20 protein-coding genes are annotated in these 14,971 nt (G+C 54.8%); 11 read left to right on the plus strand and 9 right to left on the minus strand.

Annotation, left to right across the window (positions count from 1 at the left end; genetic code table 11):
- Positions 1-64: 64 nt before the first annotated feature.
- The 6 genes from RTCIAT899_RS08180 to RTCIAT899_RS08210 all read left to right on the plus strand — a co-directional run bounded on the left by RTCIAT899_RS08180 (position 65) and on the right by RTCIAT899_RS08210 (position 5,454).
- Positions 65-1,792 carry an AAA family ATPase gene (locus RTCIAT899_RS08180; protein ID WP_015339746.1) on the plus strand — a complete coding sequence of 576 codons (1,728 nt, stop codon included), beginning with the start codon at positions 65-67 and terminating at the stop codon, positions 1,790-1,792.
- 75 nt (positions 1,793-1,867) lie between these two features.
- Positions 1,868-2,074, plus strand: coding sequence for a DUF7940 domain-containing protein (locus RTCIAT899_RS08185; protein ID WP_015339747.1), 207 nt, complete (start codon positions 1,868-1,870; stop codon positions 2,072-2,074).
- Positions 2,064-2,651 (plus strand): lysozyme, encoded by a 588-nt coding sequence (locus RTCIAT899_RS08190; protein WP_015339748.1) that lies wholly within the window; start codon positions 2,064-2,066, stop codon positions 2,649-2,651. The genes RTCIAT899_RS08185 and RTCIAT899_RS08190 overlap by 11 nt, the downstream gene beginning before the upstream one ends.
- Entirely contained in the window at positions 2,648-3,019 is a 372-nt protein-coding gene (locus RTCIAT899_RS08195; RefSeq protein WP_041677398.1) for a hypothetical protein, read from the plus strand. The genes RTCIAT899_RS08190 and RTCIAT899_RS08195 overlap by 4 nt, the downstream gene beginning before the upstream one ends.
- Positions 3,020-3,247: 228 nt before the next feature.
- Positions 3,248-3,577 carry a hypothetical protein gene (locus RTCIAT899_RS08200; RefSeq protein ID WP_161624403.1) on the plus strand — a complete coding sequence of 110 codons (330 nt, stop codon included), beginning with the start codon at positions 3,248-3,250 and terminating at the stop codon, positions 3,575-3,577.
- Between the two features lie 371 nt (positions 3,578-3,948).
- Positions 3,949-5,454: a hypothetical protein gene (locus RTCIAT899_RS08210; protein ID WP_015339751.1), complete on the plus strand. Its 1,506-nt coding sequence runs from the start codon at positions 3,949-3,951 to the stop codon at positions 5,452-5,454.
- A 694-nt stretch (positions 5,455-6,148) separates the two neighbouring features.
- Here RTCIAT899_RS08210 and RTCIAT899_RS08215 read toward each other — a convergent pair.
- Together RTCIAT899_RS08215 and RTCIAT899_RS08220 are read right to left on the minus strand one after the other, a co-directional pair.
- The gene (locus tag RTCIAT899_RS08215; RefSeq protein WP_015339753.1) at positions 6,149-6,451 is read right to left on the minus strand and encodes a hypothetical protein; all 303 of its coding nucleotides are present in this window, start codon (positions 6,449-6,451) and stop codon (positions 6,149-6,151) included.
- Between the two features lie 27 nt (positions 6,452-6,478).
- Positions 6,479-7,030: a hypothetical protein gene (locus RTCIAT899_RS08220; RefSeq protein WP_015339754.1), complete on the minus strand. Its 552-nt coding sequence runs from the start codon at positions 7,028-7,030 to the stop codon at positions 6,479-6,481.
- 141 nt (positions 7,031-7,171) lie between these two features.
- Here RTCIAT899_RS08220 and RTCIAT899_RS08225 point away from each other — a divergent pair, with 141 nt between their 5' ends.
- The gene (locus RTCIAT899_RS08225) at positions 7,172-7,702 is read left to right on the plus strand and encodes a phospholipase D family nuclease (protein WP_015339755.1); all 531 of its coding nucleotides are present in this window, start codon (positions 7,172-7,174) and stop codon (positions 7,700-7,702) included.
- A 66-nt stretch (positions 7,703-7,768) separates the two neighbouring features.
- Here RTCIAT899_RS08225 and RTCIAT899_RS33005 read toward each other — a convergent pair whose 3' ends face one another.
- The 4 genes from RTCIAT899_RS33005 to RTCIAT899_RS08245 form a co-directional block, all read right to left on the minus strand.
- Positions 7,769-8,164, minus strand: a complete 396-nt coding sequence (locus RTCIAT899_RS33005) for a hypothetical protein (protein ID WP_015339756.1) — start codon at positions 8,162-8,164, stop codon at positions 7,769-7,771.
- Between the two features lie 558 nt (positions 8,165-8,722).
- Complete coding sequence (locus RTCIAT899_RS08230) at positions 8,723-9,193, minus strand: helix-turn-helix domain-containing protein (protein WP_015339758.1); 471 nt, start codon at positions 9,191-9,193, stop codon at positions 8,723-8,725.
- Complete coding sequence (locus RTCIAT899_RS08235) at positions 9,190-9,486, minus strand: hypothetical protein (protein WP_015339759.1); 297 nt, start codon at positions 9,484-9,486, stop codon at positions 9,190-9,192. Before RTCIAT899_RS08235 ends, RTCIAT899_RS08230 begins: the two co-directional genes overlap by 4 nt.
- Positions 9,487-10,194: 708 nt before the next feature.
- A complete protein-coding gene (locus tag RTCIAT899_RS08245) occupies positions 10,195-10,521 on the minus strand; it encodes a helix-turn-helix domain-containing protein (RefSeq protein WP_015339761.1) in 327 nt (108 codons plus the stop codon).
- Positions 10,522-10,624: 103 nt separating this feature from the next.
- Between RTCIAT899_RS08245 and RTCIAT899_RS33010 the strand changes: the two genes are divergently transcribed.
- Together RTCIAT899_RS33010 and RTCIAT899_RS31910 are read left to right on the plus strand one after the other, a co-directional pair.
- Positions 10,625-10,870: a hypothetical protein gene (locus RTCIAT899_RS33010; protein ID WP_135488183.1), complete on the plus strand. Its 246-nt coding sequence runs from the start codon at positions 10,625-10,627 to the stop codon at positions 10,868-10,870.
- Between the two features lie 179 nt (positions 10,871-11,049).
- Positions 11,050-11,421: an HNH endonuclease gene (locus RTCIAT899_RS31910; RefSeq protein ID WP_015339762.1), complete on the plus strand. Its 372-nt coding sequence runs from the start codon at positions 11,050-11,052 to the stop codon at positions 11,419-11,421.
- Here the strand turns inward: RTCIAT899_RS31910 and RTCIAT899_RS08255 are convergent.
- Both RTCIAT899_RS08255 and RTCIAT899_RS08265 read right to left on the minus strand, forming a co-directional pair.
- The gene (locus tag RTCIAT899_RS08255) at positions 11,373-11,612 is read right to left on the minus strand and encodes a hypothetical protein (protein WP_015339763.1); all 240 of its coding nucleotides are present in this window, start codon (positions 11,610-11,612) and stop codon (positions 11,373-11,375) included. The two genes, RTCIAT899_RS31910 and RTCIAT899_RS08255, sit on opposite strands and share 49 nt — an antisense overlap.
- A 1,019-nt stretch (positions 11,613-12,631) precedes the next feature.
- Positions 12,632-12,877: a hypothetical protein gene (locus RTCIAT899_RS08265; protein WP_015339765.1), complete on the minus strand. Its 246-nt coding sequence runs from the start codon at positions 12,875-12,877 to the stop codon at positions 12,632-12,634.
- Positions 12,878-13,092: 215 nt separating this feature from the next.
- On the opposite strand from RTCIAT899_RS08265, the gene RTCIAT899_RS08270 reads away from it, so the two are divergent.
- Both RTCIAT899_RS08270 and RTCIAT899_RS08275 read left to right on the plus strand, forming a co-directional pair.
- Positions 13,093-13,941 (plus strand): hypothetical protein, encoded by an 849-nt coding sequence (locus RTCIAT899_RS08270; protein WP_015339767.1) that lies wholly within the window; start codon positions 13,093-13,095, stop codon positions 13,939-13,941.
- Between the two features lie 33 nt (positions 13,942-13,974).
- Positions 13,975-14,415, plus strand: a complete 441-nt coding sequence (locus RTCIAT899_RS08275; protein ID WP_015339768.1) for a hypothetical protein — start codon at positions 13,975-13,977, stop codon at positions 14,413-14,415.
- Positions 14,416-14,440: 25 nt separating this feature from the next.
- On the opposite strand, the gene RTCIAT899_RS08280 is transcribed toward RTCIAT899_RS08275, so the two are convergent.
- Positions 14,441-14,716, minus strand: a complete 276-nt coding sequence (locus RTCIAT899_RS08280) for a hypothetical protein (RefSeq protein WP_015339769.1) — start codon at positions 14,714-14,716, stop codon at positions 14,441-14,443.
- Positions 14,717-14,971 lie beyond the last annotated feature (255 nt).

A 14,971-nucleotide genomic window follows, 5' to 3' on the forward strand; every position in this document is an offset into this window, starting at 1 on the left:
CCGTTAGCCGAAATGCAACTTATGTTTGATTAAGTCTGCCCTCGACAAAATGCGAGGGCAGCTGGTGAGAATTAGATCAGTAAAATTTAACAACCACCCTGTTCTAGGGGACCTCAACCTCGATTTTACCGATCCGGTATCACGTCAGGCCGCTGATACTGTGATAATTGCCGGAGAAAACGGCTGCGGCAAGACTGCCATTCTTCATTCGATATTGATGTTGATAAGCGGCGGGTCCGAGCGTAGCAAGGATCTAAATTACGAGGCGAGTTTGGAGCTCACCGGCGAAGATCGAAGAAGATTTGCCGATTATTTCGACGCACCAAACTTCAATCAAAAGGTAGTGACCGTGCGGTCCCCCGCATCTTGGTCTCCTGGCCAGGGCACGGTCGAGTTTGCTGCCGATACCGGCGAAACGATATCGCGAAAATTCCCCGATGGTAACGCACAAGCGCGAGGTAACTTGCATCCCTTTAGGGCGTTCTTTGATGAAGTCGGGATAGGGCACGGGAACGTAGCCGTGTCGCAGGTTAGCGTAACAGAGTTAGACTCGAGGCCGATTCAGAGGAGCGGAGTGGCAGCGCTTGCGCAACAGATAGGCCAATTGCTAGTCGATGTTAGGCACGCCGATAATGAAGATGCAGCCGTCTGGGCCGAAAACAATCCAGATCAGCCTGTCCCACTTGACGTTCGCCGAAAGAGAATATCGCGCTTCGACGACGCGCTGAGCCAGATGCTATCTCATGTGCGTTTTCATTCTATCGAGCGCATTGTCGTCGACCATATTAATCCCAGATTTCAGATTAAATTCAAAAAAGGCGACAAACTTATCGAGCTGAATGATCTTAGCGCTGGTGAAAAACAAATCATACTGAGGAGCAGCTTCCTTCTTCAACATCAAGGCTCCTTGAGTGGCGCTATTGTGTTGGTCGATGAACCGGAACTGGGCTTGCACCCAAACTGGCAAGCACGAATTCTCGGCTTTTATCGAAAGCTGATTCCCGACGAAAAGCGTGAGACCACGCAATTTATTGTTGCGACGCATTCGCCGTTTGTCGTCCACGATGCCAAGGCTACGAAGGTGATCATTCTTCAGCGCAGTTTGGATACTGGGGCACTATCGGTGCTGGAAGAACCTTCATATCCCAGCACCGGGCAGGAACGCGTAGTTTCAGCATTTGATGTATCTCACATACTGCAAGCTTCGCAGAAAGATATCATTGTGCTTGTGGAGGGTGAGACTGATAAGCGAATCTTGGACATTGCTTGGCAAAAGATTCATCCGGGGCAGGTTTGCCCGTACGATTTTCGTAATGCGCTCAATTTTCACAACATAAGATCGTCGCTCAGCGAAAAAGAAACGTTCAAAAAAGATCCGTCAAAGAAGATCGTCGGGATATTTGATTTTGATAGTGCCTACGATGCCTGGAATGGCCTCTGGGATAAAAATACAGTCATTCAGGCTCAGGAAGCGGCTGGCCTTGTGAAAAAGCACCTGCAGTTCGCTGGTTGGGCAATATTGCTTCCAATTCCATCATTTCGAGAAACGCAAGCTGGTCAAAAATACGGCGGCAAGTCTGCGCTTTCTATTGAATTGCTTTTCCGCGAAGCCGAAGAATACCCGCACCTCACCACGATGAAAGAGGTTCTCGGTGGCGCGATGGTGCCTATGGTCAATGATGGCAAGAAAGTCGAATTCAGTAAACATGTTGCGAGCCTGCCACCGGAGAGCTTCGACGCGTTTATCCCGTTATTTGATCGCCTAAAAGAGGTGCTGGATCACCAGATATAGCGGCATCAAGTCATATGGCATAAGGTAACGAGAAGGCCCGTTACAGCGGGCCTCTTATTTTTTCAAGGACATCTCATGAAACCGAAACTCGTACCCAAGCCGGGGCGGGCGCTTTGGCGCGCCTATTCGATGTGGCCAGTCTATCTCGCCGGCGCCCTTGGCGTCATCCCATACATCGTTCCGTACCTTGACGGCGTTATTCCGAGGTGGCTGTCAATCGCCATTCTCTTGCTGTCGCCTCTGGGGCGAATCATTGATCAGGGAGACATAGATGCCGATTAATCGGATTGTCGCGACGAAACGCGGCAACGCGCTGGTCGCTGGTGTTGTTGCAGCCGCTATCAGCGGCATGGTCGCCATATTTCCCGGCGAGCCACCAGTTCATGACGACACTGCGCTCGCCATCAAGATCCTGCAGCCGTGGGAGGGTAGAAGGCTCGTCGCCTACCTCGATACTCTCCCTACAAAACCAGTCTGGACAATCTGCGATGGCGACACGGACAATGTTCGGAAGGGCATGATTGAAACCAACGCCGGCTGCGACACCCGTCTCGCCAAGAAGATGGAGAGGGATTATCGGCCGCATTTGGTGAAATGCATCGCAGATTGGGACAGCAAACCACTTAGCTGGCGCGGCTCGATGCTTACGCTTTCATGGAATATCGGTGTCGGAGCAACATGCAATTCGACGGCAGCGCGCCTTGGACGCGAAGGCAAATATCGCCAAAGCTGTGAAGCTGCAACAGCATTCAATAAGGCCGGCGGCCGCACCCTCAAGGGTCTCGTAAATCGCCGCGAGATGGGTGATTCCCAGCGTGCCGGCGAGGCAGAGGTTTGTGTATCGGGGCTGTCGGCATGATCGCATTTCTCAGCACAAGCCTTGGGCGCTGGATCGCCGGCGCTCTTGTGGCTGTTCTGGCGCTTGCCAGCGTCTATTTCGTCGCCGATCACCGCGGATATGCGCGGGCCGAAACAGCATACACTGCCAAGATTGAGCAGATGAAAGCCGCTGCCGCCACGGCGCGCGCCGCCGAGATTGAGCGCCAGGACGCCGCGAACAACGCCGCGAAGCAAGCCGAAGCCAAGCGCATCGTGCAGATGCAGGCAGACACCGAGGCACTTCAAATCCAGATAGAGGAGCTCCAGCGTGAAGCTCATCAAGACCCTGACGCTGGTAAGCCTGCTCTTGGCGCTTCCAGCGTGCGCCGCATCAACAAGGTACGTTAGCCCGCCACCGGCGCCGCAGCTGGCAAAACCGGATTCGGCTCTGACGAAGGATTGCGACGCGCCGGTTAACATTGGCGACAAAGCGCTGACGCAGGAGCAGACTGAAAATCTGTGGATTCCAGACCGCAAGGCGCTCCTTGAATGCCGTCGCCGGCATGCGGCGCTGCGGGATTTTTATGCTGACCGAGATAGCAGACTGGAAGGCAAGAAGTGACGGCAGAAGAAATCATGAAGGCCGTGATGTTCTTCCTTGCCGTCGCTGGCGCCGGCTGGGGAGTTTGGTGGAAGATCGACGGCAAGGTCGACAGGGTGAAGACCGAAGCCGATAAAAAATTTGCGGACCTGAGCGAAGAGGCCAAGAAGGCTCGTGAAGATCTGGCGGAACACAAGCTCCACTCGGCAGAGACATACATCACCAAGCAGGGTCTTCGGGAAACAACAGACCAGATCATGAGTGCTATCGGCGGCGTAAAAACCGCCGTCGAAAACATGACCCTGCGCGTCGATCGCATCGTCGAAAATCAGAGTAAGCAGCCGCGCTCAACTCGGGCCGGATAAGGATGGACTATGCCGGACAGGCCACGTTACGACACATACCTGACGAAGGGCGATTGCTTCGATCTTTCGCTGATTTATAAGGCGAACGGGTCCGCTGTCGACCTGACTGGATATTCCGCCCAAATGGCTATTGCATGGTCATATGAGCGCGGGCCAGCGAAGGTAATTACGAATGGCTCATTGATCTTGAGCGGCACAATCGTCGCTGCTGAGGGCAAGATATCATTCCACGCCACGTCGGCGCAAACTGGCGCGCTCCCCAAGATTTCGAAGGCTGACTATCAGGTCCGGATAACAGATCCAGGCGGTTGCCTTTCTACAATCCTATACGGCAACCTGAGTGTCTATAAGAGCGACTTCGAGGTAGTATAATGTCTGACGTTGATGTCACAATTATCGCCAAAGAGCGTATCGTTGTAGTTGAGGCCGTTGAAAATCTCATCGAGGTCGCGCAGCCTGGCCCACAAGGCCCGGCTGGTCCTCAAGGTGATCCAGGGCCGCCAGGACCAAGCGGAGCATCTTCTTGGTCTGATATTACCAATAAACCATCCACGCTTGCCGGCTATGGCATCACGGACGCCGCGACGGCCGCGCAGGGCGCCAAGGCGGACAGCGCCTTGCAATCTGGGGCATCGAGCGACCTGATAGCAGAAGGCGGAGGCCATCTGTTTTTCTCGTCATCGAGGGTGTTGGGCGTTGTTTTGTCCGGCCTATCTAGTGCCACGAATGCCGCTATAACCGCGTCAGACACTGTTTTGTCTGCGTTCGGAAAATTGCAGGCGCAGATAAATGGGCTTGCTTCCAGCAAGCTCGACACGACGGCAACCGCTGCGGCAGCAACGAAGCTGGTGACGGCAAGAACAATCAATGGCGTTTCGTTCGACGGCACCGCAAACATTACCGTTGCGGACGGCACCAAAGAGCCTGGGATCGCGGCTGGAACAACGGCTCAATATTGGCGTGGTGATAAATCATGGCAGGACTTGGCGGCTTCTGTGCGAGCGATCGTTCTGACCGGATTGTCTACGGCGACTAGTACAGCCATCGCCGCAACCGATAGCGTGCTCTCCGCGCTTGGAAAGCTGCAAGCTCAAGTGTCCTCGTTGTCGACAAGTAAGCTTGATGTTTCTGCAACCGCTGCGGCAGCAACGAAGCTGGTGACGGCAAGAACAATCAATGGCGTTTCGTTCGACGGCACCGCAAACATTACCGTCTCCGACAGTTCGAAAGAACCTTCCATCGCAAGTGGCACGGCCGCACAATTTTGGCGCGGTGACAAAACTTGGCAGGATTTCGCTACCGTCACTCGAGCAGTTGCGTTGACGGGGTTAAGCACGGCCACGAATGCTGCCATCGCTGCCACCGATTCAATTCTAGTAGGATTCGGCAAGCTCCAGGCTCAGATAAATGGCTTGGCGCCGACGAACTCTCCTACATTAACTGGCACGCCTACCGCCCCGACGCCCGCATCTACCGACAGCGGGACGACTATCGCGACCACAGCGTTCGTCAAAAGTATGTATCCATCAGCTGCTGTCGTGCCGGCGAGTGGGTTCACCTTGGGTGCATCACCGGATGCCGGTCGAGCAAAAAAGACAGGCCCGATTGTTCATCTGGATGGTTGGTTGTTAAAGACCGGCGGCGGCGCCATGGCTGCAAATACGAAAATTGGAAATGTTCCATCGGGGTACGCCCCGCTTGGTAACCTCCTGTGCAATTTGTTGGTGAGTGATGGCGCGGGCAGCTACCAACTCATCGCAGCCGGTATAACTCCAGCTACGGATTCGGACCCCGGAAAGATCTTCACAACGCAGGCCGCGACGGTGTCATCGGTTATTAGCCTGCAAAATATAACCTACGATACCAATTTCGCATGATACTCGAGGAGGGATCATCAATCGCGCTGTATCAGGCGGCCGATCGATTGGTTTTTTTCTAGCCGCTGCGGAAAGAGCAGCCGACCATAGACGTCGGCTGCTCCATAGCGTTACTTTGTCCTGGTTGGATCAACCAAAGTGTATGTGGACCCCGCCTTGGGAGTGGGCGGGAGAGGTTCGCCGCGAACGACGGTCCTTTCTGGTCCGGTTCCGCCGCGTGGTCCAGTAATGCCATACTGGCCTGATCGGGGAGCGATCATGCCAGGACGTAGTCCAGTAGTCTTTGCCATTTCATATGGCCCTTTCTCCTGACTTGCCAAATCAGCCATTGGGCGCTATCTACGAAAGCTGTTCACACCACCGCTTCGGCGCACGGTCTTGCCTCACGGCAAGTCAGGAAACCGTGGCAAAACACACAAAGGCGTGCCGAATCAACGGCACGCCTTTTTTGTCGCAAAAAGCGAGGGTTAACGCAAGGTGAATCTTTGGTGGGAATTCTCTGTATTCGGCGTTATAGCTGAGTTATCCACTCTGTCAACATGACGGCGCCGTCATTATGAAAATTTAATCTAGTCGGGGCTAGACCCTTCAAGTCAAACACCAGAATTTTATTCCATGCTTTCTTGGATTTTTAAATCTTCGCGGATGCATTTTTTGTGAGTTAAACCACCAGGTCGCGCTAGTGTCGCCTGCTTTAGAGCTTTATATCTTTCCACACCGGTTTGCGAATAATTCTGATCTCGGTAAGTCGACGCACGCTCATGCCGACACGCTCCGCCGACGGCGGGCTTACGAGGTCGGCGGTCAGGTAGTCTTTCCTGTTGCATCGCTCGCAACGGAACTGCTTTGCGATTTGCCGGACCGAGATGTTTCCGCATAGCTGCAGGAGATCCACCGGCTCATAGAACCGCTTCACCTGGCAGAGCGCGCAGTCGATTTTGACGAAGTAGGAGCCATCCGCGTAGTTGCGCAGCGTGGGCGCCGAAAGCACGTCCATTCGGCTCGGGGCCTTCTCGGGCATCGGTCATGCTTGTGCTTGGAAATATTGCACCCAGGTGGGATGGGTTTCGATCCCATCGACAATGAGCTCGATCGTCGTTTCAAGGTTTTCGCCGATATCGTACCAGTTCGGCCCAAGATTGAGTTCGGTTCGGTCGATCGGGATGCTGATGAGCGTGCAGATCTTGCCTTGGGCTTCATCGATAGCGAACTGCAAGTCTGCGAAGTATCCCGAAGGCAACGCGGTATTCACTTGCACGCGCTTGAAAACGAGGCCCGGCCTACCTTCGGTCTCACTAGCGAGCGCATGTTCGATTTCGTTGGTCGGAAGATCGAATGGGCCTTCCCACCAGAAGGTATATGGCGGCAGGTCGTCGTCTTCCTCATTATCGAAATCATAGGCGCCGATCTGCTCCAGCACTCCTCGAGCGTCGCCGATCACTTTCAGAAATGCCGTTGATTTCGCAATCGCTCCATCATGCCGGCGTTCATCGAAAACGTCCTGGCTGACGAATGCGACAAGTTGCTTGAGCACCTCTGCGCCTTGGCGCGTGATTGTGTAATGGTTCGGTTGCATGGCGCACGTCTCCGTTCCGCCCGGAGGGGCGGTTCCTTTCAGCAAATTTTGTGTAATCCCAGGCCATCGGCCTTGTTTGTTCTCAAAATGTTCTCATTTTGGAGAAGAGTCAAGCGTGACCGAAAGTGCTATGGAGACCGCATGAGAATCGCCGCCGCCACGATTGCCGCCCTGATATTTGCAAGCCCGGTTTATGCCAGCGAGCCGGTCGAGGCGAAAGTCTCCGTCTGCTTCACGCCAGGCGAACAGTGTGAGGGTAAGATCATTGAGGCCGTCGACCGGGCCAAATCATCCATCCGCGTCCAGGCCTATGGCTTCACGTCGCTGCCAATCATCCACGCGTTGCGACGGGCCGCGGGCAGGGGCGTGGAGGTGCTCGCCATTCTCGATAAGACGAATGAGCATAAATATTCCGGCGCCACGCTACTCGAAGCCGCCGGCGTTCCGGTATGGATAGATTTCGAGCCGGCGATAGCCCACAACAAGATCATCGTGATCGACGGCCATCTGACCATAGGCGGCTCGTACAATTACACCGCGGCGGCGCAGAAGCGGAATGCGGAGAACGTCACTTTCACCGAGAGCAAGGAGATCGCGCGTCAGTTCATGGTGAATTGGGATAGCCGATTGAAGGTGTCGCGAGGTTTCGAAGGGGCTTCTAAAGCATATTGAACCCGACAGGTCGGCACAGCGCGCGCTTCCTGACTTGCCGGCGCGTTCGATCAACCCAAAGATGCCCTATGTTTTGCTTGGCGATGGCGGAAACTTACCCGGACCCATTACCGGTTTTCCCGTCAATGGCGAATACCTGGGTTGGCGTGCCGGCTTTGCCGACGTGGTACCTTGCGAAGGCACCGGCACTCGGCGCCAACCATTCATCGTCATGCACTGTTGGACGAATTGATCGGCACGGATGGCATTGCCGATCGCGTTACCCAATTGTGCGCCCGCCACGTAGCTAGTGCTGCCCCAAGCAACCACGCCCTGTTGAGTGCTTGATGATAGCATCTGACACTGCGCCTGCGTCATCTCGATGTTCGGTGGATTGGGAATGATCGGTTCATACGTATAATTTGTTGCGCACGATGAAAGGCCAGCGGTCAAGCCGACCGCCGCTATATATTTGATTTTCATTGCATTCCCCTCAAGCCCGGTGTAATTATGCACGCGGAGCGAGAATGGTCAATGCTTGGATTTCGCGTTCGGATGAGAAATGGTGTGATCAACAGATAGTTGACGTTTCACCAATCTGTTGACAATCGTTACGGATGTTACGGTTTGTCGTTGCCCAACAAGAAAACTTGTAGCACGGTAAAAGTGGCTGTCGGCGAGACCAGCATTCGCGCTGATCTCGCCACCGAGGAGCCACCTAGCGCGGAGAATGCGGTATCAGCTTGCAGGCAAGCCGCATTCCCCGTTGCAAGGACCTATAGGAGAGCAGACTTCTCCATCAAATCGCAAGCGATCCCGGTGTACTCCCACACAAAAGTGTGGCTTTTGGCGACAATGCTCCACAAGTTTTTTTAAACTGGCTCCGATCTAGGTCGCGCAACCCGCTAAAAGCGCCTGATGGCGCCAGTTTATGAGTCTTCTCGTATCCATTTTTCGTACGGATCTTCGTTGTCGTTCACGCCAATACCGCAATATGCCGCCGCTTCTTTTCGGCCGATCAGGCGAGGGAGTTTTCGTCTGTCATTTTCTTTTCCTCGCTTTCGCGTCGGCCAGCCTAGCGGCGCGCTGGGCTAGGAACCCGTTGCTCCCTGCCATAGAGCGATCAATGGCAAGATCGCACGCACTCTTGCGCGTTCCGCTTTGCCTCGCCCTCTGCGGTCCTGGATCGTGGCAGTCGCGTCTAGTGTGACGCTTGATGAAGCTCTCTATTTCCTCTGGTCTGAAGGTAAGTCGTTTTCTCTCTGTGCCGCGTCCGGCGTGTACATAGGCGAGTTCGCCGAATCGCACGAGATCGTTGACCGTGGAGACCGAAACAGCCAACGTGTCGGCGACGTCCCTCAATGACATAAGCCGAGCGACCGGTGGCGCTTCAGCACCAGCCATGAATGCGACCTGGATATCCTCGCGCTGCCATCCTTTATCGGGATCGAGAGGCTGAATGGTGCGGATATAATCCAGGGCGGATTTTTGGGTATAGGGACGAGAGTTCATGGTTGTGGCTTTCGGCGGCTGTGCGGCGATTTCTTCCAGTCTCCTAGCCTTTCCTCTCCATCCGGCGCGGCAGTAACAAAGCCGGCTTTGATGCCGAAGTAGCCTTCATAGAATTTACGGACCAATGGAACCGGGCGACCATCATGGAGTGGGTCAATTCTTGGAAAGCCCTTACGCTCGAGCTGGGGGATGACAGCCTTTACGAACATTGAGGCCCTCTCTTTGCCGACGATGGCAATGGCAATTTCCCGGTCGGCGGCGAACATGGGGAGCTTTGAGAGCGGGTCGGTCACGTCTTTTGCTTCAGATGCCTGCCCCAACCGCCGGCGCTCTTTCCATGCTTTATACGATGATCGATCCACCGGTCTACTATCGAGATCTGCTCTCGCCCTTTCTCGGTGATGGCAACCTTGATGTCGTCTTCGTCGTCGCGACCGCGCTCTACGACGAAACCTAGCCTAAGGAATGCCTCCATTGTGCGAGGACCGGCTCGTTTGATCTGTTTATGGGTCAATGGCGCCTCCTGACAGTCCAGTGCTCGGAGGACTTCCATCTCGCGGCGATCGACAGATGCCGAAGGACCGAATCGCCAAAAGTTCTCCTTCATCCAGTCACGCGCTGGCGCAGCCGAGACAGTGGGGGACTTGGGCGACTTCGGTGGCTCACGAAGGACTTCCCATAGCCCCAAGATGTCGGCTTCAGAAAAAAGATAGTCGCGACCGCGGCGGGAGCAGAGTCCGTATTGTCTGCCCAATTTGATCACGCCGCGATTGGTCAAGCGCAATCGCGCTGCCGCTTCGCCGGCTGTATAAATTGTGTCGAGCGGGATGGTCGGCCGCATTAGCGCACCTCCATAAGAGAATAATGATCGCTCGCCGGCACAAATGCCGGAAAGCTATTCATCGTCTCCTTGATGTGGTGGCGTCGGCATGAGCCTGGATGCGGATTGGTAGGCCGCAGGTGGAAGCTATGGTGCCAAGAGCGAACGGTCAAGCCGCGATTTAACCGCCGGCGCCGGGCGGCGCGTCGTTCTCCAGGTTCTCGCGATATTGAACGACTTGGCTCTCGTCGACGTCGATAGCCGCCCCATCAGACTTATTCAGCGATACGCCGGGGCCACTTGCGTTACCGCCGGCCTGCAGGAAGGTAACGCCAGCGGTTTCGAGGGCAGTGCGAATATCACGCAGCGTCCGGCCATATGGGGTGCTTTTCTCCAATTCGAAGTTTGCCAAAGTAGCGCGCCCCACGTCAGCCGCGGCACAGAGATCACTCTGAGACCAAGCCAGGAGCGCGCGAGCGGCTCGACATTGCGCAGCAGAGATAGACATTTTTTATAATCCGATGCAAAAGTTATTGACTTATGGTCAACTCGATGTATTTTGTATCGTGTTGTAACAAATGACTGTCACGAACGCAACGAGGAGCGATGCCGTGGATACGTATACGCATAGCGAAAGAAGTTTGCTGCCGCGCGGACTGATCGGCAGACGACGCCGCGTCTATACCGCCAACTGGACATATAAATTAGATAGTTTTGTCGATTATCGAGGAGAGCGCGCTGTCGTCATCGACCGCCACCGCACGATAATGGGCGTAGAGATTTACACCATCATTCCTTTGACCGCACCACCGGCACGACGGTGCGTAGTAGGTCGGTCCCTCAAGCATATTCATTGATTTCTATTTTGCGCCGCATGTGTCGCACATCGGCTCCAATAAGCGCCTTGCCCTGGGCGCCGGCCCGTCGCTATCGCCGCATGTCGGCGGCGGGCCTCCAATTACCACCGCCACCACAAAGCGCGCCGCCGGTCTCACCACCCGGCGGCTTTTTCGTTGATGTATGTTACCGTTCCGAAATGAAGACAGCTCTAAAACGACGCTACTTGTTGACGCTGTTTGCCAAGCAGGATGGAAAGTGCTGCTATTGCGACCGGCATGTCATCCTTTCATACCGTTGGCGCGACCAGCAGAGGCCTGACGCGGCCACAATCGAGCACCTGCGGCGCCGCGCTGATGGTGGATCTAACCACCCAGACAATCTAGCTATGGCATGCAAGGAGTGTAATGACGGCCGGGGACCGGTGGACTGGTTGACATATCGCTCTTTCAAGCGGGGCGAGATCAGCGAGTTCGCAAAATGTTTCGCGCCGCAGCCGGCGCCCGGCGCCCGCCAGTCCCATCACCACCAGCGAGAATCATTAGACCCGGCGTCGCGACCGAGCACATAGCCAATCGCGAAGGCTAGGGCGCCGATCGTCAGGACGATCCCGGTCGCTGTGTGTGGATGCTCAGCAGCGCCCGCGGCAACTGCGGTGCTCTCGCGCACAACGGCGTCCCTCGCATCCTTTGCGACTTTTCGCACGCCTGTCGGCGGATCTGCGGGTCTCCCTGTGAAGCCGGCACTCAGTTCATCGGACATGGAGCTCCTCCTTCTTGTGAGGGAAGGAGAACACGCGTGGGGAAGGGTTGTTCCAGCGCCTCGGATGGCAGGCGAGGGCAGGCGTCACGGTTCACGCCAACTGGCGAAACGAACGCCGGCGGTAGTTCCTTGAGATGGGACCACGACCTACCGTTCCCGAACAGAAATTCGAGCACTGGGTTGTTGGGCACGGCGAATAAGCACTCCTGCCGCGTTAGACTTAAGAGAAACATGTGTCGGGTTATGAGTGAGCCGGTACCTGAAAACGGATCAAAGTGACCATGGCGTCATTTTGCTTTTGCTCTTCGACACGAGATGTTGCAAGATGAAGGTCGCTCGGGGGATGAACCGCTGGAACGATGCATCCCCTCTGCGCGGTTGTAGTCATAGACTACTTCGTACCAAGGCCGGGGCGCGACTTTGAGGTGTTTGTGAGATACCCGTCGTTTGCTTCGGCCTTTGCGTAATCAGCCCTGAAAATCGAATGAAATCAACGATGAATTTTACACAAAATTCATTAGCGGCCATTGACTTAGTTGCGTAATTTTGACTGTCACAAGCCCTTCAAAAAAGAATCGCTTTGCAATCAATATGATTCCTGTCCAGCCAGATTCTGGATGTGTCCAAAATTTTTTTGCAAGGAACGCCGATTCGCACATCGCGCGACTGTTGATACTGATTATGCCGCTAAATTGGGCATCAGCGGTGCCACATTGGCGATCATCTAGTCCCTTAAAATATGGCAATTGATTCGTCTGCGCGGCGCGCCCCTGCTAGCGCAAAATCAACTACGCTCGGCAGCAAGGCGTCGGAGAATAGGCATAGCTGCGGCTCTTATGTCGTGAAGATTGAAGTCGTTAGTATCAATCCCGGCTCTAACCATTAAATCACCGATGTCACTCGGGTCTTTATAGCGGTACGTAGAAATGTGCGTTCTCGTCGGACGGTGGATTACCGTCACATCATCGACGATATCGAATTGATCTTCTGTCACCTGCTTCATTCTTACTGGCTCTCGGTCAGTTGCGACGAACGGACATGTACGGGATCGCGAGTGCCCTGCCGTCTATTGTGTGGCTCTGGATCAGAACCCGGACTGGCACCTCGGTAAAATCACTGATGAGTTCCACGTCGTGGGACGCATAGGCATCTCCCAAAAACAACGAGTGACCTTGTAGGAGCAGGCCGCCATTGCGTAGGCCCAATATTGTTACCGGCATCGAAGTATTGTTGTTCTTGATGGCAAGCCTAGCGTTGAGGGTCATTGATGCGTTCTCGATGTTTTCAACGGAATCGAGGTGGGCATGCCGCATTCGAATTACAAGCCGGCGTTCGTATGGACGCTCATGCAGCTGCCTATAGGACAGCAGCCAAGCGCAAACTCAACGATTTTGGCCGTTATTTCGGCTTCATGCTCGTCCCATTGCAAAGAATGCGGCAGCTCGCTTAGCTTCGCAATAGATGCGCGAAAGGGCAGCAGATGCAAAAGAAGGATCAGGATTGGACTTATTGGACCGGCTGGCTCGCCGCTTATGGCATCCTGACCGTAATCTTTCTTGTGATCCTGTTTTGGGGGTGGTTCGACCAGCCATGGTGCGATGCTGGCAAGCAAGGCGTGCCGTGTTTGAGAGACTGGCTTGAAGCCCTGGGAGGCTGGGCGGCGCTTCTCGTAGGCGGCCCTTCTCTCTACGTCCTTTGGCGGCAGGTGCGCGATGCGGATCGCAATCAACGTACGACGTTCAAAATTCAGCTGAGACGATCGAAAAGTCTCGCACGCAATGTTCTGCGAAATGCGAACTCACTGGTTCATGTTACCGATATGCTCGTTAAAATCGTATTGATTCCGGCGATTCGCGCAAGCGAACCGATGAATATCGAAGGGTACGACGCGATTTTCGACGAGATACAGCGCCTGCTTGAGTCTGGAGGATTTCAGCAGTTCGAGGATGAGATTGAGGTCAGCACCGAAAGAACGCTCGAAGTCGTCCTTTTCGTGATGAAGATGCATCGTCAGTCGGAGCATTTGCCGACTGCACGGAGCGATCGTCGCGCAGGTCATTTGGCAATTCTCTTGGAGTTAATTGGGCGATACTGCAAAGAGGTCACGGTGCACGCTACCGAGTTTCTGGAGGAGGTGGATGAACTAGTTGGTGAAGGAAAGAACCCTTTTGATATCAAAAATGCCACTTCCACGACCGAAAGCGGCGACCCCAGTTCAGGATCGCCGCGCTCATCTTCCACATCGTTCGAGGCGGCCGGCGTGCGGGCAGGCGGCAGGGATACTGCAGCTGGCCTTTTTGAGGAACTCGGCAGCGATCTAGCCGATTGATCGGAAGAGCAGGCGTCGGAGGCGGGCATACCAGTGGCTGAGCGCACTGGCTATTTCAGCGTCACCTATGGCAAGTCGAACCTGACGCCACTGTCGTCGAAGCTGGACTGGCGCAGGCTTGTCAGCGTGCCGCTCGGCAACGGGCAGGGACTGCAGAGGCCTCAGGACCATGCGCCGGCTGTCGTGTCGTGGTCATGGCCTAGTGCTGAAACCATTATCGACGGTGTCACTAAGGAACAGCGCGCAATGATCTGCGCCGCAGTGAACGCCACGGATTACAAGGCATCTCCGAAGGCCAAGAACTGGGTAGGGCAGGCCGTGGCGTATGCCGTGGGCCTCGATATCGAGGATGAAGCGTCGCGCAAGCGAGCGGCTAGCATAGCCAAGGCGCTGCTGAAGGAAGGTGTGCTTGTGGAGCGCGAGGGCAGGGACCCTGTGAGACGAGAGACGGCAATGTTTGTCAGGGCGGCGTAGAAAAGGCGGCAGAGATGCCGCTTTTTTATTCCTTGATCACCTCTCCCCACTTATCATCGTCGTTCTCTTCCACAACGATGTTGATCCCACAGCGAGTGTCATCGTAGTACGTGAAAAGCCTCGATTTTACGCGACCAGAATAGCGCGGCGAATCGCGATCCTTAAGCGGTTCGAGGTGAACATAATCGCCAACTGCCGGCAGCATACCCAACTCGTCCGTCTCAAAATCTGATGAACTCGGGTTATCAATTGGTCGACCTATAGATTTGTCGAACTGCTGAAACGAAACATAGTACTTCATCAAAATCTTCCTCCATTGATGACGTCATGTAAGATGGCGATTGGCTAAGTTTATTGCAACCACACTTGCACGTTAATTTCGCGTTAAAGTTTGCCCGGATGCACGCTTTATTATCCGTGCATTATTCGTGCACATGCGTGCGGTGACACCTGCACAGCGCTGCCCGGTTGGTGCACGACGCGCTGCAAACTCGGACCCTGGACTTCGAGGATCGAGGCCGACCAATCGATACCGATCAATTATCTTGCCCCATTG

This window comes from Rhizobium tropici CIAT 899, from assembly GCF_000330885.1.
Taxonomy (GTDB): Bacteria; Pseudomonadota; Alphaproteobacteria; order Rhizobiales; family Rhizobiaceae; genus Rhizobium; species Rhizobium tropici.